The sequence below is a fragment of the Aquitalea sp. FJL05 genome (assembly GCF_003852595.1).
Taxonomy (GTDB): domain Bacteria; phylum Pseudomonadota; class Gammaproteobacteria; order Burkholderiales; family Chromobacteriaceae; genus Aquitalea; species Aquitalea aquatilis.
Genome location: NZ_QAJS01000016.1, coordinates 256,848 through 279,492, shown reverse-complemented (window position 1 = coordinate 279,492; position 22,645 = coordinate 256,848). Strand labels below are relative to the sequence as shown.

The following is a 22,645-nucleotide window of genomic DNA, read 5'->3' as shown; positions in this document are numbered from 1 at the left end:
GCGGCCGGGTGCGACATGAGCGAGCAATCCTTCATCGCCGGCGGCCATCGCCATGGCGGCCATTTTGCCGAGCGGCTAGTCCATGGCTTGCAGCAGGCGCTGGAGCACTCGCTGGATGCCGAAGCCATCAGCAAGCAGCGCGGCCTGCTGCAGGGGCTGGACCCGCGCATCAAGCTGCTGGCGCTGCTCAGCCTGATGATCAGCGGCATCCTGGCCGGCCAGCTCAGCACCCTGCTGTTGCTGTTCTGCCTCGCGGTGGTGCTGGCCCTGCTGTCGCAAGTGTCCTTGCGGCGACTGTACCGCCAGGCCTGGCTCAGCGTCTTGCTGTTCAGCGGGGCGATTGCCCTGCCCGCGCTGTTTCTGGTACCGGGCGACATCCTGTTTCGCCTGCCGCTGCTGCACTGGGGCATCAGCCTGCAAGGCTTGCGCAGCGCGGCTTTTTTGCTGGGGCGGGCGGAAACCTCGGCCAGCTTCGCCTTGCTGCTGATGCTGACCACGCCGTGGATGCATGTGCTCAAGGCCATGCGCAGCCTGGGGGTGCCGGTGCTGCTGGTGGCCCTGCTGGGCATGACCCATCGTTATATCTTCGTGCTACTGCAAACCGCCAGCCAGATGTTCGAAGCCCGCCGCAGCCGCATGCTGGCACCGCCCAGCGGCCGGCTGGCGCGCCAGGTGGTGGCGGCCAGTAGCGGCGTGCTGCTCAGCAAGGCCTTCCAGCTGAGTAGCGAAGTACACCTGGCCATGGTGTCGCGCGGCTACCGTGGCGACATCTACCTGCTGCACAGCTTTCATACCCGCCGGCGCGACTGGTGCGCCCTGCTGCCGGCGCTGTGCGTGCCGCTGCTGATCTTATGGAAACACGCATGACACCGCCGGTATTCGAGCTGCACAACCTCAGCTATCACTATCAGCAGCAACAGGCGCTGGACAGCCTGTCGCTGCGTATCGAAGCCGGCTGCCGGGTGGCCTTGCTCGGGGCCAATGGCTCGGGCAAATCCACCTTGCTGCGCTTGCTGAACGGCCTGTACTTTGCCCAGCAGGGCAGGCTGCTGGCCTTTGGCGAGGAACTGAGCGAGGCGGCACTGGCCGAGGATGAGCGCCACTATGCCTTTCGCCGCCGCGTCGGACTGGTGTTCCAGAATCCCGATGTGCAGCTGTTCAACCCCACGGTGTTCGACGAACTGGCTTTCGGTCCGCTGCAACTGGGCTGGCCACCGGCCACCATCCGCAGCGCCATTGCCGACATGCTGCAACGCTTCGGCATCAGCCAGCTGCAGGACCGCGCCCCGCATCGCCTGTCCGGTGGCGAGCGCAAACGGGTGGCGCTGGCCTCGGTACTGATCATGCAGCCGGAAGTATTGCTGCTGGACGAACCCACCGCCGCACTGGACCCGCACAGCCAGGGCGAGGTCATCCGCTTTTTGCTGGACAGCAAGGACAGTGGCCGCACCATCATCACCGCCACGCATGATCTGGACAGCGTGGCCGATATTGCCGACCACGTATTCGTGCTGGCGGCAGGGCAGCTGGTGGCCAGCGGCAGCCCGGCAGAAATCCTGGCCGATCACGCGCTGCTGGAGCGCACCCATCTGCTACACGCCCATCCACACCGCCATGCCGACGGCGTGGTGCACAGCCACCCGCACCAGCATGGCCACGGCCATCAGCATGCCGGCCCGGTCAATGGCTATCGCTATTACCCGGTGCGGCGCAAGCCATCTGGCTGATGCTTCAGCGCTTGGCCGGCCGGCGGTAGGCCAAGCCAGCCCCGCTGGCTGCCGCCGTGGGAATCAGCTGCACCTGACCGTGGCGCACGCCGGTTTCGGCAATGACCGAGCGGGCAAAACTTTCCACCTCGGCGCTGTCGCCACGCAGAATCACCGTTTCGATGCAGTCATCGTGGTTGATATGGGCATGCATGGTGGCGATGGCCATGTCGTGGTGATCGTGCTGCAGGCCGGTGAGGCGCGAGGACAGCTGGCGCTCGTGGTGATCGAACACATAGCTGAGCACCGCCACACAGGGGCCGCCCGCACCGCGCCCCAGATCTTCCTCGCCCAGTTCGCGCCGCAACATGTCGCGCACCGCCTCCGAACGGCTGCTGTAGCCACGCCGCGCCATCAGTTCGTCAAAAGCCTGTGCCAGCTCGTCGCTGAGCGAAATCGTCACTCTTTGCATGTCTGCCTCCTGAAAACAGAGGCCGAGCATAGCAGAGCGCCGCCGCCGCTGGCGCATTTGCCCCGGTGCATTTGCCCCGGCTCAGCCCGGCATGCGGCGGGCAAAGCACCGCGGGCATGACTGATGTCATATTGTGGTGCAGGGAAAAATGCGATATTGCGCCAGCAACGGCACAATGCAGCATTCTGCTGCCCGTACGGCGCGCCGATTAACTAAGATGACAAGGTTCACCTGCCAGTTTCATGGCGGTAACCACCAGGGACACCACTCATGCGCATCCGCCAGCTCTGCCTGCCTGACAGCCGCCCCGATGCAGAAGGCTTGCAGCCGCTGCGCGCCATCGATCCCCAGTTGCTGCTGGTATTTGCCACGCTGGATTTTTTTGCCGACGGGCAGGCGCTGGCCACGCTGCAGGCGGCGTTTCCCGACAGCCTGCTGCTGGGCTGCTCCACCGCAGGCGAAATTTCCAGTCATGGTGTGGATGACCACTCCACGGTGCTGACCGCCATCCATTTTTCCCATACCCGCGTCCAGCCTGCCGTCACGCCCCTGCATGACATGGCCGACTCTGCTGCGGCCGGTGCCCGGCTGGCACGGCAGCTGGCAGCGGACGATCTGCAAATGGTGCTGGTGCTGGGCCAGGGCGTGGCCATCAATGGCAGTGCCCTGTTGCAAGGCATCAGCAGCGTGCTGGGAACACGGCTGCCGGTGGTGGGCGGTCTGGCTGGCGACAACGCAGCCTTCAGCCGCACCTTTACCCTGAACGAACACGGCAGCTCGGATCACCAGCTGGTGGCGGTCGGCCTGTATGGCCGGCAGTTGCGCCTGGGCCATGGCAGCTATGGCGGTTGGACCACCTTCGGCCCGGCACGCCAGGTGACACGCTGTCAGCAAAACGTGCTGTACGAGCTGGATGGTGCACCGGCGCTGGAAGTGTACAAGCGCTATCTGGGCGAATATGCGGCCGACCTGCCCGGCTCCGGCCTGCTGTTTCCCTTCTCCATGCTGGGAGAGAACCAGCAGGATGCCGGGGTGATCCGCACCATTCTGGCCGTGGATGAAGCCACAGGCAGCCTGACCCTGGCCGGCGAAGTGCACACCGGCTGTTATCTCAAGCTGATGCACGCCAGCACCGACAATCTGGTGCATGGTGCGGAACAGGCCGCCAGCGCGGCCCGCCTGGCGCAGCCGGTGGACGGCGACAGCCTGGCCCTGCTGGTGTCCTGCGTTGGCCGCAAGCTGGTGATGGGCGACCGGGTCGATGAAGAAATCGAAGCGGTAGCCGACGAACTGGGCAGCCATACCGTGCTGGCCGGCTTCTATTCCAATGGCGAAATCAGCCCCTTCGCCCCAGGCCAGCCCTGCCGCCTGCACAACCAGACCATGACCATTACCACGCTTGCCGAAACGGCAAGCACCCACGACTGATGCGAGCGCAGCAGACGCCAGCGGGGACTTCATGCAAAACATTCTGATGCGCCAGTTGCGGCGCATGATGGGCATCGCCGATGACGAGCAGCTGCAACAGGTGCTGGCCGAGCTGGCCGGCCTGGCAGACAGCGCCGCCGTCTCGCCACAGGCCGCCAGTGCGCTGCAGGGGCTGGGCGGACTGCTGGAGCGGGTCAATGGCACGTATGCCCAGCAAGAGCGTGACATCAGCCTGCGCACCCGCAGCCTGGAGCTGAGTTCCGACGAGTTGAGCAGCGCCAACCAGCGCCTGCAACAGGAACTGGCCGGCCGCGAACACGCCATCAGCCGCCTGCGCGAAACCGTGCGCCTGTTGCAGAACGAAGCCGGCATGGCCGACAACGCCGCCCAGGCTGGCGACCTGGAAGCCCTGATCAGCGTGGTGGCCGAGCTGGTGCAATACCGCCAGCGCGGGCAGCAGGCCATTCGCCAGGCACAGCTGGCGCTGGAAAACCAGAAATTCGCCCTCGACCAGCATGCCATCGTCAGCATTACCGACCGGCACGGCATCATTACCTATGCCAACGACAAATTCTGCCAGATCAGCGGCTACACCTTCGACGAGTTGCAAGGGCAGCGCCACAACCTGGTCAATTCCGGCCTGCATCCCGCCGGCTTTTTTGCCGAGATGTGGCACTGCATCAGTTCCGGCAAGGTGTGGACCGGCGAAATCCGCAACCGCGCCAAGGACGGCAGCCTGTACTGGGTGGCCGCCACCATCGTGCCGTTTCTGGATGACGACGGCCGCCCCTACCAGTACGTGGCCATCCGCACCGACATCACCGCGCGCCACCAGGCCAGCGACCGCCTGCAGGAACAATTGCACTTCGTCGAAGAGCTGGTCGAAGCCATGCCGCTGCCGGTGTATGTGAAGGACCCCGAACGCAAATACCGGCTGATGAACCGGGCATTCGAAGAATACTTCGCCATTTCGCGGCAGGAATTCATCGGCAAGACCTCGTTCGAGCTGATGAACAGCGAACTGGCCAGCTACCACCAGCAGCGCGACAACGAACTGCTGCAGGAAGTATCGCGCCACAGCTACGAATCCCGCGTGCAGCGACCCGACGGCGAAGTACGCGACGGCATTTTCCACAAGGCCACGCTGACGCGGCCGGATGGCTCCATCGCCGGCCTGATCGGCACCATTTCCGACATTACCGAACTGAAAATCCTCGAACGCGAATCGCGCCACGCCCGCGAAGTAGCCGAAGCGGCCAACCGCGCCAAGAGCGAATTCCTGGCCAATATGAGCCACGAAATCCGCACGCCGATGAACGGCATCCTCGGCATGACCGAACTGACGCTGGACACCGCACTGAACCGCGAACAGCGCGAATACATGACGGTGGTGAAATCCTCCACCGAAGCCCTGCTCACCGTCATCAACGACATCCTCGACTTCTCCAAGCTGGAAGCCGGCAAGATGACCATAGAAGAAACCGCCTTCGAACTGGAGGCGGTGCTGGGCAGCACCATGAAGAACATGGCGATGCGGGCGGAGGGCAAGGGGCTGGAACTGGCCTGCCGCATCGCCCCGGACATCCCGCCGGTGCTGCTGGGCGACCCCGGCCGCCTGCGGCAAATCCTGCTCAACCTGCTGTCCAATGCCATCAAGTTCACCAGCATGGGCGAGGTGCTGATCCGCGCCTCGCTGCTGGAGCAGGATGGCCGCGAAGTGCTGGTGAAATTCTCGGTTTGCGATACCGGCATCGGCATTGCCCGCGACAAGCAGGAAAGCATTTTCGAAGCCTTCGTGCAGGAAGACAGCTCCACCACGCGCAAATACGGCGGCACCGGGCTGGGACTGTCCATCTGCAAGCGCCTGGTATCGATGATGCATGGCCAGATGTGGCTGGAAAGCCGGCCAAGCCAGGGCAGCACCTTCCACTTCACCGTGCGTTTCGCCAGTGTCGACCCGGCCAGCCTGCCACGCCCGCTCAGCCCGGACGGCCTGCATGGCCGCCGTGCGCTGATCATCGACGACAACCGCATCAACCGCGACATCCTGCAGGAAACCCTGGGCAACTGGGGCGTGCAGGCCGAACAGGCCGACAGCGGTGCCGCCGGCCTGGCCATGCTGGCCAGCGCCTCGCCCGCCTACTCCTTCGTGCTGCTGGACGGCATGATGCCGGAGATGGACGGCTTCGAAACCGCCAGCCGCATCCACGCGCTGCAACTGCCCGCGCCACCGGTGCTGATCATGCTGTCTTCCGCCGGCAGCCAGTCCGCCGAGCTGTATCGCGCCAGCGGCATCACCTGCCACGTAGCCAAGCCGGTGTTGCAATCGGAATTGCACCAGGCCATTTTGCAGGCGCTGGGTAGCGCACCGCATCAGCCACAACCCAGCGGCAGTCAGCCCGGCTTGCCGGCAGCGCACGGCAGCCTGCGCATACTGGTGGTGGAAGACAATCAGGTGAACCAGCAACTGGCCATCAGCCTGCTCAGCCGCTGGGGCCACCAGGCGACGCTGGCAGAAGATGGACAACAGGCACTGGACGCGCTGGCGCGCCAGCCCTACGACGTGGTGTTGATGGACGTGCAGATGCCGGTGATGGGCGGGCTGGAAGCCACCCGCCACTACCGCCGGCAGGAGGCCGCCGGCCAGCATCTGCCCATCATTGCCATGACCGCCAATGCCCTGCCGGGCGACCGCGAACACTGCCTGGCCGCCGGCATGGACGACTATCTGTGCAAACCGGTACGGGCTGCCGACCTGCAGCAGCTATTGCAACGCTACGCGCCAGCCGGCAGCCTGGCTTTCGACTACCACGCCAGCCTGCGCCAGCAAGACCCTGAAGTCATCGACATCGTCACCGCCAGTTTTCTTGCGTCCTTCCCGCAGGAATTGGCCCAGCTGCAGCAGGCACTGCAGCAGCCCGACCCGGTGGCAGTGAAGCGGCTGGCGCATACCATCAAGGGTAATGCCGCGCTGTTTGGTGCCACGCCGATGGTGACAGCCGCCGCACAACTGGAGAAAATCGCCAGCCAGGCCGAGCTGCCCGCCCAGCAGCAACTGCTCAGCACGCTGGAGCAGCAATTCGGCCTGCTGCGCGCCGCACTGCTCGCCTGGCCACCCGCGCAGGACTGATCATTAACAGGAATGAACACCATGCTGATCCAGCTGATTTACTCCAGTACCGCCAGCGCCGATTTCAGCCCGGCGGAGCTGACCACCATCCTGGAGCAATCCGTCGCCAACAACCAGGCGAATGAGGTCACCGGCCTGCTGCTGTACACCAAGGGCAGCTTTCTGCAGTTACTGGAAGGCAGCCCGGCCGCCGTGGATGCCACCTATGCGCGCATCGCACGTGACCCGCGTCATCACTCTATCGAACCGCATCTGCGTACCCCAATCCACCAGCGCGAATTCAGCCAGTGGCATATGGGCATGCGCCAGCTGGATGCGGCCACGGCCAGCGCCCTGCCCCAGTTCGCACCGGTGTTCGAACAGGGTTTCGACCCACAGCGGCTGACCGCCTCCCCGGACGAGGGTCTGGCCATCCTGCGCGCCATCGCCGGACTGGATAGCTGAATGGGCCAACGCTGTTACCACTCCGCCATCCCCGCACCGCGCCAGTATTCAGCACTGCTGGCGATGCCGGCGTAATCCGCCAGATCCAGCGGGCTGAAACCGTCAATGGCCGCCTCCCGGAAGAAAGCCTGTAGTTCCGGCGCATGCAGGCTGTCGCTAATGGCCTGACGTAGCCGCGCCACCGTCGCCACAGGCGTGGACGCTGCGGTAATCAGCGGCAGGCCGGGCTGCAGCCGGGTATGGCCGATGCAGGCCAGCTGCCCGAACAGTTGCGGCTGTTGCCGTGCCAGCAGCGCATGGCTGACACAATCGAGGGCGGCAATATCCGCCCCGCCCGCCGCCAGCATGCCGGCCGAGGCCCGATGCGAACCGGAAAACCTGACCTCGGCAAAAAAGGGCTGCACCCCGGCCAGCGCCGCCACCTCGGCGCGCAAGGCGTGGTAGCCCGACTGCGAATGCCGCTCGTTGCACACGGCGCGCCGCCCCCGAAAGTCAGCCAGCGTGCTGCCGGCATCGCGCTTGCGCACCAGCAGCGCACTGCTGTAACGCCAGTCGGCGCAGCCCGGCAGTTGATAATGAAAGGCCCCCAGCACTTGCACCTGTGCCTGCAATAGCGTGGAGACCGGATAGCCGCAGGATTGGCTGAGCAGCATGCCTGGCTCACGCCAGTGCGCCAGATAATCCTCTGGCCAGCTCAGGCTGGCAGGCAGCCGCGGCTCGCCCAGCTGTTGCAGATGCTGGCGCAGCCACTGCCAGTAGTGTTCGGTCAGTGGCTGCGGCCACGGGTACATGGGCAGGCTGGCCCAGGCCATGGCCTCAGTGCTCCACGCAGACATGCGGCGACAGACGATGGGCCAGCCAGTCGAAGCACTGGTCGGCCACGATGGCCAGCAAGGCCACCAGCAACGCCCCTTGCAGCACATAGGCGGTATTGAAGCCGCTCAGGCCGACGATGATGGGCAGGCCCAAGGTGCGCGCCCCCACGGTAGAGGCAATGGCCGCCGTGCCGATATTGATCACCACCGAAGTACGCACCCCGGCCAGCAACACCGGGGCGGCCAGCGGCAGCTCCACCTGCCACAGAATGCGCCAGCGTCCCATGCCCAGGCCACGCGCCACTTCCAGCACGCTGTCCGGCACCGAGGCCAGCCCGGCCAGCGTGCCTTGCGTCACCGGCAACAGGCCGTACAGCACCAGTGCAATCAGCGCCGGCCATTCGCCAAAGCCGATCAGTGGCGCGGCAATCGCCAACACTGCCACCGGCGGCAGCGCCTGGCTGATGGCCAGCACGCTGTCAAGCAAGGGGCGGAATTCACGCCCGGCCGGCCGGCTGGCCAACAGGCCGGCAGCCACCCCGCCCAGCACGGCAATCAGGCTGGAAGCCAGCACCAGCAGCAGATGCGCCAGCACCAGGCTGGCAAAGCTGTCCTGGGTGTAGAGCGAGCGTTCCACTTCGGGAAACAGCCAGCCAAACAGGCTGGCGCTGTGCGGCAACAGGTAGAGCAAGGCCAGCAGCAGGCCAGTGCTGAGCCACAAGGCGGCGGCAGGCAGGCGGGCCGGCTTCATGCGGCCACCGGCAGCAGGTCGGCAAAATGCAGCACGCCAGCCGGCTGGCCCTGTGCATCGATCACCGGCAGGCTACTGACCCGGCGTGCCACAAAGGCCGACAGCGCCTCACGCAGCGTGGCCGAGGCGGCAATCGGCTCGCCGCCGACTTGCTGCAGCGGCCGCATGCGGCTGGCCACGGTGTCCAGCCCCAGCAGGCGCACGCCGACATCGCTCTGGCCGACAAAGTCGCGCACGAAATCACTGGCCGGATGCAGCAGGAAATCCTGGGCACTACCCTGCTGCACCACCCGTCCCTTGTCCATCAGCACGATACGCTGCCCCAGCAGCAAGGCTTCGTCGATATCATGCGTCACCAGCACGATGGTCTTGCCGGACAGCGCCTGGATGCGCAGCAGCTCCTGCTGCAGCGTGCCACGGGTGACCGGGTCCAGCGCGCCGAAAGGCTCGTCCATCAGCAACACTTCCGGGTCGGCCGCCAAGGCGCGCGCCACACCGACCCGCTGCTGCTGGCCACCCGACAACTGGTGCGGGTAGCGCGCCAAAAACTGGGCAGCCGGCAGGTGCAACAGCTCCAGCAGCTCGACCACCCGCTCGCGGATACGGGCTTTTGGCCATTTGAGCAGAGACGGTACGGCGGCGATGTTCTGTTCCACCGTCCAGTGTGGAAACAGACCCACCGACTGGATGGCATAGCCGATGCGGCGGCGCAGCACCTCGGGCGACTGGCTGCGGATATCCTCGCCGGCCAGCCGTATGCTGCCGCCATCCGGCTCGATCAGCCGGTTGATCATCTTCAGCGTGGTGGACTTGCCCGAGCCGGAAGTACCGATCAGCACCGCCAGCTCGCCGGCGGCCACCTGCAGGTCGACATCGGCCACCGCCTGCCAGCCATTGAAAAACTTGTTTACTGCCTTGAGTTCAAGCATGGTCATCAGCCCCTTTCAGCCGGGAAATCAGCAGGCGAAACGCCACGTCCACCAGCAAGGCCAGCAGCAGCACCGGCAACACCCCCAGCAATACCTGGTCGAGCGCACTGGCCGACAGCCCCTGGAACATGATGGCGCCAAAGCCACCCGCCCCGATCAGCGCCGCCACCGCCGCCAGCCCCACCGCCTGCACAGCGGTAATGCGCAGGCCGCTGAGAAACACCGGCAGCGCCAGCGGGGTTTCCACCTGCAGCATGATCTGCCACGGCGTCATGCCCATGCCGCGAGCCGCCTCGCGCACGGCGGGCGGCACCTGTTGCAGCCCGGCCAGCGTGCCACGCACCACCGGCAACAGCGCGTACAGGCTGAGCGCCAGCAGCGCCGGTGCCAGCCCCACGCCGGCAATGCCCAGCCCCGGCAACTGCCGGCCCAGCCAGGCCAGCGGGCCGATCAGCAAGCCGAACAGCGCAATCGACGGAATGGTCTGCAATACATTGAGCACGGGAAACAGCAGCCGGGCAAAGCGGGCCGAGCGATAGGCCGCCACCCCCAGCGCGCCGCCCAGCAGCAATGCCGGCAGCACGGAAAACAGCACCAGCTGCACGTGACGCAGCAGGGCATCATCAAACGCATCCTGGTTATTGTGGTATTCGCGCAGCAGGGACAGGCTGTCCAGCCTGCCGCTCAGCAACAGCAATAACAGCGGCAGCTGGGCCAGCGCCAGCAGCAACACGCGGCGCGGCAGACCGGCAGCCAATACTTGCAGCGCCTCGGCCAGCTGCAGCAACAACAACAGCTGCAACAGCCAGAAGCCGCCGCCAAACGACACCCGCGCCAGCGCATCCTCGTCACCAGCGCGCAGCATGGCCTCGCTGCCGGCCAGCCACCACAGGGCAGCCCCCAGCCACAGCGCCGCCAGATACACCGCCCGCTCCCGCAACACACCCGGCCGCCACCACGGGGCCAGCAACAAGGGCAAGGCCGGCAGCAGCACCAACCAGCGCAGGCCGGAGCCCGCTTGCAGCCAGGCGAGCAGAGCGATGCCCTGCCCGGTCAACAGGCGGTTGGGCGCATAGGTGAGCAGCGGCAGGCCCAGCGCCGCCGCCAGCGACAGCAACACCAGCAGCAGGCGCACCCGGCTATACAGACGCATGCGTCACCCCGGCAGGCAGCAGCAACCTGATCACTTGATAAAGCCCTTTTTCTTCAGGTAATCCTGCGCCACCTTGCGCGCATCGCGGCCTTCGATGGCGATGCTGGCGTTGAGTTTTTGCAGCGTGGGGCCAGTGAGCGACAGGAACACCGGCTTCAGCACGGCGGCGATTTTGGGCTGTTTGGCCAGCACCTCGCTGCGGATAATCGGTGCTGGCGCGTATATCGGCTGCACGCCCTTCACATCATCCAGCGTCACCAGCCCCAGCGCCGCCACCGGGCCATCGGTGCCATAGGCCATGGCGGCATTGACGCCGGAAGTCTGCTCGGCTGCCGCCTTGATGGTGACCGAGGTATCGCCGCCAGCCAGGGTCAGCAGCTGGTCCTGCTTCAGCTTGAACCCATAGGCGTTCTGGAAGGCCGGTAGTGCGTCGGCGCGTTCGATGAACTCGGCCGATGCCGCCAGCTTGAAGCGCCCGCCCTTGTTGATCCAGTTGCCCAGGTCAGTCAGCGTTTTCAGCTTGTTGGCCGCCGCCACATCCTTGCGGATGGCAATGGCCCAGGTATTGTTGGCCGGCGATGGCGTCAGCCAGCTGATGCGGTTTTTTTCCTGGTCCAGTTTTTTCACCAGCTGATAGCCCGCCTCGGCATTCTTCCAGGCCGGATTGCTTTCATCGGCAAAGAAAAACGCACCATTGCCGGTGTATTCCGGGTAGATGTCGATTTCGCCGGCGGTAATGGCACCACGCACCACCTTGGTATTGCCCAGCGACACCTTGCTGACGGTCTTGATGCCATTGGCTTCCAGTACCTGCTGGATGATATTGCCCAGCAAGGCGCCTTCGGTATCGATCTTGGAGCCCACCCGTACCGCATCAGCCGCCACGGCCTGCCAGGACAAGGTGCTCAACGCCAGTGCCGCCAACAGCCGACGACGGGAAAATTTTGCTTGGGTCATGGTATTCCTCTTGATGGATGAACAGCGTGCCTTCAGGCAAAGGGGTGCAGCGTATCGATCACCGGCCGGCGACGATGCCGCCACAGCAGCGGCAGATAACCCTGCTCGACAAAACCGCCGCTGAGTTGCTGGTAATGCTGGCGTTCGGCCAGATAGGCCTGACGCAGACGATACCAGGGCAGGCCCGGATGCAGGTGATGCACCAGATGGTAATTCAGGTTGAGAAACAACAGCCGCCACGGCCAGGCGGCTTCGTTCAGCACCGAGCGGGCTGCCGCATCCGGCACCGCCCGGTGCTCGTAAAAGGAACGTACCATGGCCAGCGCCAGTGCGGGATAGGCAATGCACAACAGGTAATACCCCGGCGCGATACCGTGCTGGCGCAGCCACAGCAGCAACAGGCCCAGCAAGAGCAGATGGCTGCTCCACACCAGCAGCTGTTGCCGCTGGCCGCTACGTACCGCAGCGCGCAGCGTGGCCAGCCAGCCCAGGGCCGGCCCCAGCAGCAAGCGCCCCGCCGCAGTGTTGCGCCAGCGCAGCAGGCTGCGGGCCAGCGCCCCCGCCGGCAAGGTGGCGTGGTAGTAGGTTTCCGGGTCCACCCCCGGCAGAGTCAGGCTTTCATCATGGTGATGGGCCAGATGGCTGTCACGATAGACCGCATAGGGATACCACACTGCCAGCGGCAGCAGGCCGAACCAGGCATTGAGCCAGCCATGGCGGGTGGGATGACCGTGAATCAGCTCGTGCTGCAGCGACATATACCAACTGGTAAAGACAATCAGCAGCGGCGTGGCCAGCCACGGCCCCAGCTGTCGCCACAGCGCCGCCGTGCCGAACCAGCCGCCATAGATGACGGCGATGAGCAGCCAGGTGGGCAGCTCCAGCCGCGCCAGCCAGGCCCGCGCCCCGGACTGCCCGGCAGGTACAGACGGCGCAGTGTCCCCATCCCGCAGGTCGGGAATGGCAGAACCTTCGCGATAGAGGCGGCCGGAATGCAAACCGGCATGTTGCAATGAGCAATACATGAGGCGGCTCCTTGAATGAGCCGACCACTATAGTGTTGCGCCCGCCGCCGCCAAACCAAGAAAAAATGACAAGCATTGCAGAAAAACGCCAGCAGTCAGCGGGGCGGGGATGGCGGGCTGACCCGCCCACGCGACTGCTGCGCGGAAGGGGCAGCCGCCTACCGCCGCCGCAGAGCTTGTTCACGATTTAGCGAACGAAGGGTCAGACAAGGCGAAAGGGCGTGAAAAAGCACAATGGACAGGGAGTCCATGCGCATCTTGAACGACATTTCAATGCAGGATCACCCGAGTATCGCAGATCGTGAACCCGCTCTCAGCTCTTGGGCAGGCCGGGCGGATTGGTGCGCGAGGTACTGATGGCCTCGGCCCCCAGGCCCCAGCGGTTGAGCACCTTGGCGTAATTGCCGTTGGCGATCTGGGCATTGATGATCTGGGTAATCACCGGTGCCAGCCCGGAGCCCTTGCGGGTGGTGACGGCGATATCGGCAGTCAGCGGCCAGCCGCCGGAAAAGGTGCCGGACAGCTTGACCTTGCCATCGCGGGCAGCCTCAAAGGCATAGAAGGCATTCGGCCCCAGATAGGCATCGGCCCGTCCGGACTGGATGGCCAGCCGCTCCACCGCGTCATCGTCGTAATACTGCACATCCACCGGCTTGAGGCCGGCCGCCACGTTCTGCTTGTTCCATTGCAGCAGGATCTGTTCCTGGTTGGTGCTGGCACCGACCACCACTCTCAGCCCGGCCACGTCCTTGGGTTCACGGATTTTCAAGGGGCTGCCGGCCTTGACGTAGATGCCGAGCAAATCCTTGCGATAGGTGGAGAAATCAAATTTCTCCTTGCGCGCCTCGGTGACCGTGACATTGGAAATCACCGCATCGTATTTGCCGGACTGCAAACCCAGCGGCCAGTCGGCCCAGGCGACATTGACGATTTCCAGCTTGCGCCCCAGGCCGTCGGCCACCAGCTGGGCGATATCCGGGTCGGCACCGATCAGGGTTTTGGTGTCGTTGGCAAAGCCGCCCAGCGGCAGGCGGGCGCTGGCCAGCGCCACCACGAAGGTTTTCTCCTTGGCAAAGCGGGCATCCTTGGGCAGTTGCTGGATGGCCGCCGGCAGCGGTTTGGCACGCGGCCGCGCCTTTTGCTCGGCGCTCAGGTCAACCTGCACGGCGGCTTGGGCCAGCCACGGGGCCAGCAAGACCAGGCCCAGGCCGGTCAACAGGGTGCGGCGTGTCCAGTAAGGGGAATGGCTCATGATGATTTCCTCAGGGTGGTGATGGTGTGTGGGTATAAGGGTTTGCGTTGGCCGGGCTACAGCACCCGGGCCAGAAATTCACGGGTGCGCTGCTGGCGCGGCTGGCGCAGCAGCTGCTCGGGATGGCCGCTCTCCACGATGCGACCCTGCTCCATGAACACCACGGTGTCGGCCACTTCGCGGGCAAAGCCGATTTCATGGGTGACGATGATCAGCGTGGTGCCGGAACGGGCCAGCTCCTTGATCACGTCCAGCACTTCCTGCACCAGCTCCGGGTCCAGGGCCGAGGTCGGCTCGTCAAACAACAGCACCTTGGGCCGCAGCGCCAGCGCACGGGCAATGGCCACCCGCTGCTGCTGGCCACCGGACAGCTGGCGCGGCCAGGCATCGGCCTTGTCGGCCAGACCGACACGCTGCAACAGCTGGCGCGCCTGCTGTTCGGCCTGCGCCCGGCTCAGGCCGCGCACGGCCAGCGGTGCTTCGATCAGGTTTTGCAAGACGGTGAGATGGGGAAACAGATTGAAGTTCTGGAACACCATGCCCACCTCGATGCGGCGTTGCAGGATGTCCTTTTCCTTCAGTTCATGCAGGGTGCTGCCCTGCTGGCGATAGCCAATCAGCTCGCCGTCGATGGCGATGAAACCGCTGTCCACGCGCTCCAGATGGTTGATGCTGCGCAGCAGGGTGGACTTGCCGGAGCCGGAAGGCCCGATGATGACCGTGACGCTGCCGGCGGCAACATCCAGCGATACCTCGTCCAGCACGGTCAGGCTGCCAAAGCGCTTGCTCACGCCATGGATGGCCACCGCACCACCGGCTGCCGCGGCCAGACTGGCACCATCTGCACTCGCCGCGACGGCAGCAGGGACGGTGGCCGCAGCCGGCGGCTGGCCACGCCAGCGCTGCCACAGCGACTGCGGCTGCTGACGCAGCGCACCACGGGCATAGCGTCGCTCCACCTGCACCTGCACCACCGACAGCACGGTGAGGATGATCAGGTACCACACGGTAGCCACCATCAACAGCGGAATCACTTCCAGATTGCGGTGGTAGATTACCTGGATGGTGTAGAACAATTCCGGCAGCGCCAGGATGTAGACATTGGCCGTGCCCTTGGCCAGACCGATGATGTCGTTGAAAGCGGTAGGCAGGATGGTACGCATGGCTTGCGGCAGCACGATGCCGAAAATCTGCCGCCGGCGCGGCAGGCCCAGTGCGGCGGCCGCCTCCAGCTGCCCCTGGTCCACCGACAGGATGCCGCCGCGAATGATTTCCGCCGAAAACGCCGCCTGGTTCAGGCTCAGGCCCAGCACGGCCGCCGTGAAGGGGCTGATCAGTTCGGTGGTGGCATAGCTGAACCAGTTGATGCCGGTGTAGGGCACACCGATATTGATGGTTTCGTACAGATAACCCAGGTTGTTGAGGATCAGCAGCAGCACGATCAGCGGTATCGAGCGGAACAGCCAGATATAGCTCCACGACAGGCTGGACAGCAGCGGCGAGCGCGATACCCGCGCCAGCGCCAGCACCGTGCCCAGCAGCGAACCCAGCACGGTGCCAACCGCCGTCAGCCACAAGGTGCGTCCCAGCCCTTCCAGTACCGGCGCAGCCAGAAACCATTCGGCGAACACGCCCCAGCCCCAGCGCGGATTGCTTGCCACCGAGCCGATGATGGCAGCCAGCAGCAGCAAGGCGACGATGCTGCCGGCCATGCGGGCCGGATAGCGGGCCGGCACGATGCGCAGCCCGGCATAGCGGTTGCTGCCGCTCGCCTCCGCTGCGGCATGGTCGCTGGCCTGCCGTGGCAGCGGGTGGGGGTGACTGAAGGCGATGTCGCCGACTTCGGTGATTTCACTCATGATGTCTTATCCTGTGCAATAGCCGTGGTGGGTGGTCGGCAAGCCAGTTAAACGGGGTTCAGACGGCGATGCCGGCCAGTTGCGTCCAATGCGCGGCGGGTACTGCCGCACTGGCCAGCCGTGGCAAAGCCTTGGTAAACGGCAAGGTGCGCAGGGCTTCCAGATCGCCATCCTGGTCAAACTGCGCCTGATAGCCATGGCGCAGATACAGCCCCACCGCCTCCGGCTGACGGCAGCCGGTGGTGAGGTAGATGTGGCGATAGCCCTGACGCTGGCTTTGCGCTTCCAGCTCCTGCAACACCAGCCCGGCCAGCCCCTGCCGGCGGTACTGGCTGTGGGTCCAGATGCGCTTGAACTCGGCGGTATCGGCATCCAGCCGCTTGAAAGCGCCGCCGGCTATCGCCTGGCCCTGGCGCAGCAGCAGCAAGAAGTTGCCATGCGGCGGGGCAAAGGTTGCCGGCGGGTAGCGCCGCATTTCCGCCGCCGCGCCTCCCGGATCAAACAGGTCGCCGTAGCGCGCGTCGTATTCCTGCGTCAGCTCGGCCAGCATCACGCTGGCACGTGGATCGGTGGTGGTGGTGTAAACAAAGTAGTCACGCATGCTGTGCATCCCGGTCATGCGGTGCGGCAAGGGCAGGCGCGTAGCCTGGTGCGGACAACACCGGCAGGTAGTGCTCGGCCAGCCCGGCCCAGTAGGCGGCTGCCACGGGCAGGATTTCGTCATTGAAGTCGTAACGCGGGCTGTGCAGCGAGGCCGTATCGCCATTGCCGAAAAACAGGAAGCTGCCCGGCCGTGCCTGCAACATGAAGGCAAAATCCTCGCTGGCGGTGCGCGGGCGGAAGTCTGCCGCCACGCGCTGGCTGCCCAGCGTGGCATGGGCCACCGCACTGGCAAAGGCGGTTTCGCGGGCGTGGTTGCATACCGGCGGGAAACCCAGCCGGTAATCCACCTCGGCCACGGCACCAAAGCTGGCGGCCTGCGCCTGCACCAGTGCCGGCACCCGCTGCTGCAGCAGGCTGCGCACTTCCGGGCGGAAGGTGCGGGCGGTCAGCTTCAGCTCCACGCTGTCCGGTATCACATTGGAGGCATGGCCGCCGTGGATGCTGCCCACGGTGAGCACACCCATGTCCAGCGGGTCGACATTGCGCGCCACGATGCTTTGCAAGGCGGTGATGACATGGGCGCTCACCAGCACCGGGTCTACCGTGGTATGCGGCTCGGCCCCATGCCCACCCTTGCCATGCACCGTGATATGCGCCTGATCCACCGAGGCCATGGCCGGGCCTTCGATGCAGCCGATATGGCCGCAACTGACACCAGGCCAGTTGTGCAGGCCGAACACCGCATCGCAGGGAAAGCGCTCGAACAGCCCCTCCTCTATCATGCGGCGCGCACCGGAACCGGTTTCTTCCGCCGGCTGGAAAATCAGCTGCAAAGTGCCGTCAAACTGCCCTTCCAGCGCCAGAAAGCGGGCGGCGGCCAGCAGGATGGCGGTGTGGCCATCGTGCCCGCAGGCATGCATTACCCCGGCGTTCTGGCTGGCATAGGGCAAGCCGGTAGCCTCCTGGATGGGCAGCGCATCCATGTCGGCACGCAGCCCCAGCGACTTGCCCCCGGTGCCGCGCCGCAGCGTGCCCACCACCCCGGTGCCGGCAATGCCGGTGCTCACCTGATAGCCCCATTCGCGCAGCAGGTCCGCCACCTTGCCGGCGGTGCGGAATTCGGCAAAAGCCAGCTCCGGGTGCTGGTGCAGCTCGTGACGCAGCGCCACGAACTGCGGGTTGGCCAGGGCAATGGCGGCGTGAATCTGTTCGCTGCGCGCCGTCAGCTGCGATGACAAGGAACTGGACATCAGGCGACCTGCTGTTCGGTCTGGCCTGCCACCGGCTGGTAGCGGCTGGGCTTGCGCGGCAAGCCCAGGTGATCGCGCAGGGTGTGGCCCTGCAGCTCGCGCTGGAAGCGCCCGCTCTTTTCCAGCACCGGCAGTACATGGGTGATGAAGTCGTCCAGCCCCTCGGCCACCACCGGGAAGCCCAGGATGAAACCGTCGGCCGCGCCTTCGTCCACCCAGCGGATGATTTCCGCTGCCACTTTTTCGCCACTGCCGACAAAATTGCTGCGCGGCGTGGCCACTTCCAGCGCCACCTGGCGCAGGGTCAGGCCGTACTCACGGGCGCGCGCCTTGATCTGGTCGGTGGTGGAACGGAAGCTGTTGCGGCCAATGTCGCCCAATTCGGGGAAAGCCTCGTCCAGCGGGTACTGGCTAAAGTCGTGGTGGTCGAAGAAGCGGCCCAGATAAGCCAGCGCATCGTCGATGGTGAGCAGCTGCTGGATGAGGCGGAACTTGGCTTCAGCCTCGGCATCGGTGGCGGCCACTACCGGCGCGATGCCGGGGAAGATCTTCACCGCCTCGGCCGGACGGGCATGCAACACGGCGCTGGTTTTCACCTTGCGCAGGAAATCGCGGGTTTCTTCGATGGACGGCGCATGGGTGAACACCGCGTCGGCATACTTGCCGGCCAGGCCAATGCCGGCATCAGACGAGCCGGCCTGGAAAATCACCGGCTGACCCTGCGGCGAGCGGCTGATATTCAGCGGCCCGGCCACCTGGAAGAAACGGCCCTTGTGGTTCAGCGTGTGCAGCTTGTCCTTGGCGAAGAACTGGCCGGTTGCACGGTTACGCGGCAGTGCGTCGTCGTCCCAGCTATCCCACAAGCCCTGGGTCACTTGCAGGTATTCGTCGGCGATTTCATAGCGCAGCGCATGTTCCGGATGCGGGCGGCTGTAATTGAGCGCCGTGCCCTCCAGCGGCGTGGTCACCACATTCCAGCCGGCGCGGCCGCCGCTGATCAGGTCGAGCGAGGCAAACTGGCGCGCCACGGTGAAGGGGTCGCTGTACGAGGTGGACACGGTGCCGGCCAGGCCGATCTTGCGGGTCACGCTGGCCAGCGCCGACAGAATGGAGATCGGCTCGAAACGGTTGAGAAAATGCGGAATCGACTGCTCGTTGATGTAGAGGCCGTCGGCGACAAAGGCAAAGGCGATGCCGTTATGTTCGGCCTTCTGCACGGTATCGATATAGAACTGCAGGTTGACGCTGGCATCTGCCGGGCCACTGGGGTGTTTCCAGGCGTGCATGTGGCCGCCCGCACCGTGCAGCATGATGCCAAATGTAATGGGTTTGCTCATGTTCAACTCCAACAATGTCGGTAAGGGAGATCAGGCCGCCAGCGGCTCGCGTGCCTCGGCCAGCAGGGAGATCGAAGCGCGGCGCAGGGCAAACTGCGCCACCGGGATGTCGATGATGAATTCGCGGATGCCGTAGCTTTGGTGCAGCGAGTCCAGCTCGGCGCGCACATCGCCGGCGGTACCGGCAATCACGTGCGGCTGTTTTTCTTCCAGCCGGTACTGGCTGACGCCAGCCTGCCGGGCATATTCCTCGGCGGCTTCGCGACTGGGCACATTGACGCTGCGGCCATCTTCCAGCGTCAGCTTGAACAGCTTCAGCTCGCCCACCAGGGCCTGCGCCTGTTCGCGGGTTTCCGCCACAAAGGCATACAGCGCCAGGGCCGGCACCTTGCCGGTCCACTGCCGGTACACGGCAATGGATTGCTGGATATTGAGCGGGTCGCCATTGAAATGACCGGCATAGGCAAACTCCCAGCCCAGCCGGGCTGCCAGCCGGGCACTGTCCGGGCTGCCGCCCAGCAGGAAGCGGCCGGGGGCGACGGGTGCCTGCGGCGTGGCCTGTGCGCCGGCCAAGGGGTGGCCGGCAGGCTGGCCACCGCTCAGGAAGGCGTCCAGCTCGGCCAGCTGCACGGAGAAATCCGGCTTGCGGGCGGCATCGTGATAGTGCTGCAGGGCGAGCGTGCTGTAAGGCAGGCCACCCGGGGCCTTGCCCACGCCCAGATCCACCCGGCCCGGTGCCAGCGCCGCCAGCAGATTAAAGGTTTCCGCCACCTTATAGGGGCTGTAGTGCTGCAGCATCACGCCGCCACTGCCCACGCGGATGCGGCTGGTATGCGCCAGGATGTGGGAGATCAGCACTTCCGGTGCCGAGCTGGCCAGCAGCGGCGTGCTGTGGTGTTCGGCCACCCAGAAACGGTGATAGCCCAGTTGTTCGGCCAGTTTGGCCAGCGCCACGGTATTGGCCAGCGCATCGGCCGCGCTAGCGCCGGGGGGAATGGGGCTTTTATCCAGAATCGACAGTGAATAAGACATTTGTGTGCACCACTTGATTGACGCCACAAAATTTATTCCCGCCGCCATTTAATATCAATAGCAAAGCCATAAGTTAAAAAGATAAGCTTATTAATCGACCCCGTATATTTATCTTAATAAAAAAACCAGCTACTGCATGCTGAAAAAATGCTTATACCGATAATAGCAAGAACCAGCATAAATATTGCTAAGCCCTGAAACACAAAGCCGCACCATCACCACCAACCCGTCGCATTTATTACCCAGACAATATCCTTCACTCGCTGGCAATTACACAGCAGCTGATTAACTAATAATATTTTCTTGATTAATAAAACGGGAACATTGCGGAACAATAGCCATCAGCCACCGACAACGCATCCTGCACCGGCGGCCTGTGATGTTCTCTTTTCCAACTTAATCGCGACTTGATCATGAAAATAAAACTGCTCGCCCTGACCATGGCCGCACTGCCGCTGCTGGCCCATGCCGATGATGGCGTCACCGTATACGGCAAAATCGCTGGCAACCTGTCCAATGTGAAAAGCTATTCAGCCACCACCAATAACGGCCAGCCCTTCAGCAGCTGGCGGGTAGATGACAACACCTCGCGCATCGGTTTCAAGGGCAGCGAGAATCTGGGCAATGGCGTCACCGCCATCTGGCAAGTGGAAAACCGCATTCACGTCGATGGCAGCGGTACGGATACCTTCGCCAGCCGCGACTCCTTCGTCGGCCTGCAAAGCGAGCTGGGCAAGATTCGCCTGGGTCGCCTGTCCGACTACGCCAACCTGGACATGGAGTACATCGATCCGGGCTCCTACAGCAGCGTGGCCGGCCAGATTTACTCCACCCGGCTGGACGGACGCATCAATAACGCCATCCGCTACGACAGCCCCAATCTGGCCGGTTTCAGCTTTACCACCACCTGGGGTGCCGATGAAAAACGCGCCAGCGACAGCAGCGGCAACCCGACCAACAACCAGGTATTCAACCTGGGCCTGAGCTACGAGCAGGCCGGTTACTTCGCCAAGTTCAGCTATGAGAACAAGGGTGATGCCAAGCAGGTGAACAGCGCGGCGCAGACCGGTGCCGTGAAAAACTGGTGGCGGGTGGAAGCTGGCTATATCAGCGACCCCATTTATCTGGCGCTGGGCTTCCAGACCGTGAATGGCTACCTGGGGGTGAGCAGCGGCAAGTTCGTCGACAGCCCGGGGGTGGTTTACAACGTCAATGTGCTGAATGCCCGTCTGGCGGCCAGCGGCCTGAGCGCCAGCGCGGCGGCCTCCAGCCAGCAAGTGAAGGCGCGTGAAGCGGTGCTCACCTTCGGCTACAACATCGGCCCGTGGCTGCCCTATGTCTCGCTGACCAAGGGCTATGACCTGAGCGTGGGCGGCAGTGACATCGACAAGACCGGCTACACCCAGTATGTGGTCGGCACCACCTATGCCCTGTCCAAGCAGACCAAGGCCTATGCCTCGTATGGCCGTGCCAACTGGGGCGGCAACGGTGTGGCCAGTGAAAGCGCCATCAGCCTGAGCCTAGCCAAGTTCTTCTAAGCAGCACGGCCCCGCCGCCTGGCGGGGCTATCCAACCGCCACCGAAAGCCATTGCATGAGCCGCGACCTGTTATTGCTGCTGGAACCCGGTTTTACCCGCCCGGACCACCCTGCCGAACAACGCTTTGTCTGCCCGCACAGCACGCTGCTGGAAGGCCTGCTGGCCACCCAGCCGGCGCTGGCCAGCCGCATCGAGGTGCGCCGTCTGCCCTTTCCCCGTCCACGCCAGGCGGTGATCGAGCTGGTGGGCGAAGACAATCAGGGCCTGCCACTGCTGCTACTGGCCGCCGACAGCCCGGTTCCGCCGCAGGCGGCACAGCATCAGGGCCGCTATTTCCTGCAGGACGCCCGGCAGATCGCCGCCTATCTGGCCGAGCAGCATGCGGCCTATCATCTCTGAACCGTTCACCCTTAGCGAAAGCGCATCATGGGAATCAAACGCCTGAACCACGCCGTGCTCTATGTCAGTGATGTGCCGCGCAGCACACGCTTTTACCAGGATGTTCTGGGTTTCCGTCCCAAGCCGGGCAGCCAGCCGGACCGGGCGGTGTTTACCCAGGCCGCCGATTCTGACAACGATCATGATCTGGCACTGTTTGCCCGCAATCTGGGGCAGCAGCGCGCCGGGGTATTCAGCCCGCGCGGCGAGGTGCCGGCCGCCAGCGAGCCGCCAGCCGGGCTGTATCACCTGGCCTGGGAAGTCGACAGCCTGGCCGAGCTCAAGCGCATCCGCGACCAGTTGCAGGCACTGGGCCGCCTGGGGCTGGAAGAGGATCACGGCGTGCACAAGAGCGTGTACGGCCATGACCCGGATGGCCTGCTGTTTGAAGTCACCTGGTTTGTCCCGCAGGAGGCCTTGCAGGATGCAGACCGCCAGAGCCGCAGCGACCCCTTGCTGTGGGAGCGCGAACTGGCGCGTTTCGCCAAGCTGTAAAACACCACGGGGGTGGTCGAGCCATGCTCG

At 64.5% G+C, this 22,645-nt stretch carries 21 protein-coding genes and 1 pseudogene; 8 read left to right on the top strand and 14 right to left on the bottom strand.

What is annotated here, in order from left to right:
- Positions 1 to 15: 15 nt before the first annotated feature.
- Together cbiQ and DBR44_RS15160 are read left to right on the top strand one after the other, a co-directional pair.
- Positions 16 to 867, top strand: a complete 852-nt coding sequence (gene cbiQ / locus DBR44_RS15165) for a cobalt ECF transporter T component CbiQ (RefSeq protein WP_124644859.1) — start codon at positions 16 to 18, stop codon at positions 865 to 867.
- Complete coding sequence (locus tag DBR44_RS15160; RefSeq protein WP_124644858.1) at positions 864 to 1,727, top strand: energy-coupling factor ABC transporter ATP-binding protein; 864 nt, start codon at positions 864 to 866, stop codon at positions 1,725 to 1,727. Before cbiQ ends, DBR44_RS15160 begins: the two co-directional genes overlap by 4 nt.
- 4 nt (positions 1,728 to 1,731) lie before the next feature.
- Here the strand turns inward: DBR44_RS15160 and nikR are convergent, their stop codons facing one another.
- A complete protein-coding gene (nikR, locus tag DBR44_RS15155; RefSeq protein ID WP_124644857.1) occupies positions 1,732 to 2,178 on the bottom strand; it encodes a nickel-responsive transcriptional regulator NikR in 447 nt (148 codons plus the stop codon).
- A gap of 270 nt (positions 2,179 to 2,448) precedes the next feature.
- On the opposite strand from nikR, the gene DBR44_RS15150 reads away from it, so the two are divergent.
- The 3 genes from DBR44_RS15150 to DBR44_RS15140 are packed head-to-tail and all read left to right on the top strand — an operon-like array spanning position 2,449 to position 7,180.
- The gene (locus DBR44_RS15150; protein ID WP_124644856.1) at positions 2,449 to 3,606 is read left to right on the top strand and encodes an FIST signal transduction protein; all 1,158 of its coding nucleotides are present in this window, start codon (positions 2,449 to 2,451) and stop codon (positions 3,604 to 3,606) included.
- A gap of 31 nt (positions 3,607 to 3,637) precedes the next feature.
- Positions 3,638 to 6,736, top strand: a complete 3,099-nt coding sequence (locus tag DBR44_RS15145; protein ID WP_124644855.1) for a response regulator — start codon at positions 3,638 to 3,640, stop codon at positions 6,734 to 6,736.
- Positions 6,737 to 6,757: 21 nt separating this feature from the next.
- On the top strand, positions 6,758 to 7,180 hold the full coding sequence (locus DBR44_RS15140; RefSeq protein ID WP_158613630.1) for a BLUF domain-containing protein: 423 nt from the start codon (positions 6,758 to 6,760) through the stop codon (positions 7,178 to 7,180).
- Positions 7,181 to 7,194: 14 nt separating this feature from the next.
- Here the strand turns inward: DBR44_RS15140 and DBR44_RS15135 are convergent, their stop codons facing one another.
- From DBR44_RS15135 to DBR44_RS15080, 13 genes and pseudogenes are all read right to left on the bottom strand, one after another.
- Positions 7,195 to 7,992: a phosphate/phosphite/phosphonate ABC transporter substrate-binding protein gene (locus tag DBR44_RS15135; RefSeq protein ID WP_158613629.1), complete on the bottom strand. Its 798-nt coding sequence runs from the start codon at positions 7,990 to 7,992 to the stop codon at positions 7,195 to 7,197.
- Between the two features lie 4 nt (positions 7,993 to 7,996).
- Entirely contained in the window at positions 7,997 to 8,746 is a 750-nt protein-coding gene (locus tag DBR44_RS15130) for an ABC transporter permease (protein ID WP_124644852.1), read from the bottom strand.
- Positions 8,743 to 9,675 carry an ABC transporter ATP-binding protein gene (locus DBR44_RS15125; protein WP_124644851.1) on the bottom strand — a complete coding sequence of 311 codons (933 nt, stop codon included), beginning with the start codon at positions 9,673 to 9,675 and terminating at the stop codon, positions 8,743 to 8,745. Before DBR44_RS15125 ends, DBR44_RS15130 begins: the two co-directional genes overlap by 4 nt.
- Positions 9,668 to 10,828, bottom strand: coding sequence for an ABC transporter permease (locus tag DBR44_RS15120; RefSeq protein ID WP_124644850.1), 1,161 nt, complete (start codon positions 10,826 to 10,828; stop codon positions 9,668 to 9,670). The genes DBR44_RS15125 and DBR44_RS15120 overlap by 8 nt, the downstream gene beginning before the upstream one ends.
- A gap of 30 nt (positions 10,829 to 10,858) precedes the next feature.
- Complete coding sequence (locus DBR44_RS15115; RefSeq protein ID WP_124644849.1) at positions 10,859 to 11,785, bottom strand: ABC transporter substrate-binding protein; 927 nt, start codon at positions 11,783 to 11,785, stop codon at positions 10,859 to 10,861.
- Positions 11,786 to 11,817: 32 nt separating this feature from the next.
- A complete protein-coding gene (locus DBR44_RS15110) occupies positions 11,818 to 12,810 on the bottom strand; it encodes a fatty acid desaturase (RefSeq protein WP_124644848.1) in 993 nt (330 codons plus the stop codon).
- A gap of 313 nt (positions 12,811 to 13,123) precedes the next feature.
- The gene (locus DBR44_RS15105; protein ID WP_124644847.1) at positions 13,124 to 14,062 is read right to left on the bottom strand and encodes an ABC transporter substrate-binding protein; all 939 of its coding nucleotides are present in this window, start codon (positions 14,060 to 14,062) and stop codon (positions 13,124 to 13,126) included.
- A gap of 56 nt (positions 14,063 to 14,118) precedes the next feature.
- Complete coding sequence (locus DBR44_RS19640) at positions 14,119 to 14,868, bottom strand: amino acid ABC transporter ATP-binding protein (RefSeq protein ID WP_233578609.1); 750 nt, start codon at positions 14,866 to 14,868, stop codon at positions 14,119 to 14,121.
- 150 nt (positions 14,869 to 15,018) lie between these two features.
- A pseudogene (locus DBR44_RS19850) lies at positions 15,019 to 15,774 on the bottom strand (amino acid ABC transporter permease); the annotation flags it as partial.
- A gap of 205 nt (positions 15,775 to 15,979) precedes the next feature.
- Entirely contained in the window at positions 15,980 to 16,522 is a 543-nt protein-coding gene (locus tag DBR44_RS15095; RefSeq protein WP_124644845.1) for a GNAT family N-acetyltransferase, read from the bottom strand.
- A complete protein-coding gene (locus tag DBR44_RS15090; protein WP_124644844.1) occupies positions 16,515 to 17,774 on the bottom strand; it encodes a M20 aminoacylase family protein in 1,260 nt (419 codons plus the stop codon). The genes DBR44_RS15095 and DBR44_RS15090 overlap by 8 nt, the downstream gene beginning before the upstream one ends.
- Positions 17,774 to 19,111: an LLM class flavin-dependent oxidoreductase gene (locus DBR44_RS15085; RefSeq protein WP_124644843.1), complete on the bottom strand. Its 1,338-nt coding sequence runs from the start codon at positions 19,109 to 19,111 to the stop codon at positions 17,774 to 17,776. The genes DBR44_RS15090 and DBR44_RS15085 overlap by 1 nt, the downstream gene beginning before the upstream one ends.
- Before the next feature lie 30 nt (positions 19,112 to 19,141).
- Positions 19,142 to 20,143: an LLM class flavin-dependent oxidoreductase gene (locus DBR44_RS15080; RefSeq protein ID WP_124644842.1), complete on the bottom strand. Its 1,002-nt coding sequence runs from the start codon at positions 20,141 to 20,143 to the stop codon at positions 19,142 to 19,144.
- Positions 20,144 to 20,556: 413 nt separating this feature from the next.
- On the opposite strand from DBR44_RS15080, the gene DBR44_RS15075 reads away from it, so the two are divergent.
- Genes DBR44_RS15075 through DBR44_RS15065 form a run of 3 tightly spaced genes read left to right on the top strand, consistent with a single transcriptional unit; the run spans position 20,557 to position 22,615 of the window.
- Positions 20,557 to 21,681, top strand: a complete 1,125-nt coding sequence (locus DBR44_RS15075; protein ID WP_124644841.1) for a porin — start codon at positions 20,557 to 20,559, stop codon at positions 21,679 to 21,681.
- 55 nt (positions 21,682 to 21,736) lie between these two features.
- Entirely contained in the window at positions 21,737 to 22,081 is a 345-nt protein-coding gene (locus tag DBR44_RS15070; protein ID WP_124644840.1) for a DUF3088 domain-containing protein, read from the top strand.
- A gap of 27 nt (positions 22,082 to 22,108) precedes the next feature.
- On the top strand, positions 22,109 to 22,615 hold the full coding sequence (locus tag DBR44_RS15065) for a VOC family protein (protein ID WP_124644839.1): 507 nt from the start codon (positions 22,109 to 22,111) through the stop codon (positions 22,613 to 22,615).
- Positions 22,616 to 22,645 lie beyond the last annotated feature (30 nt).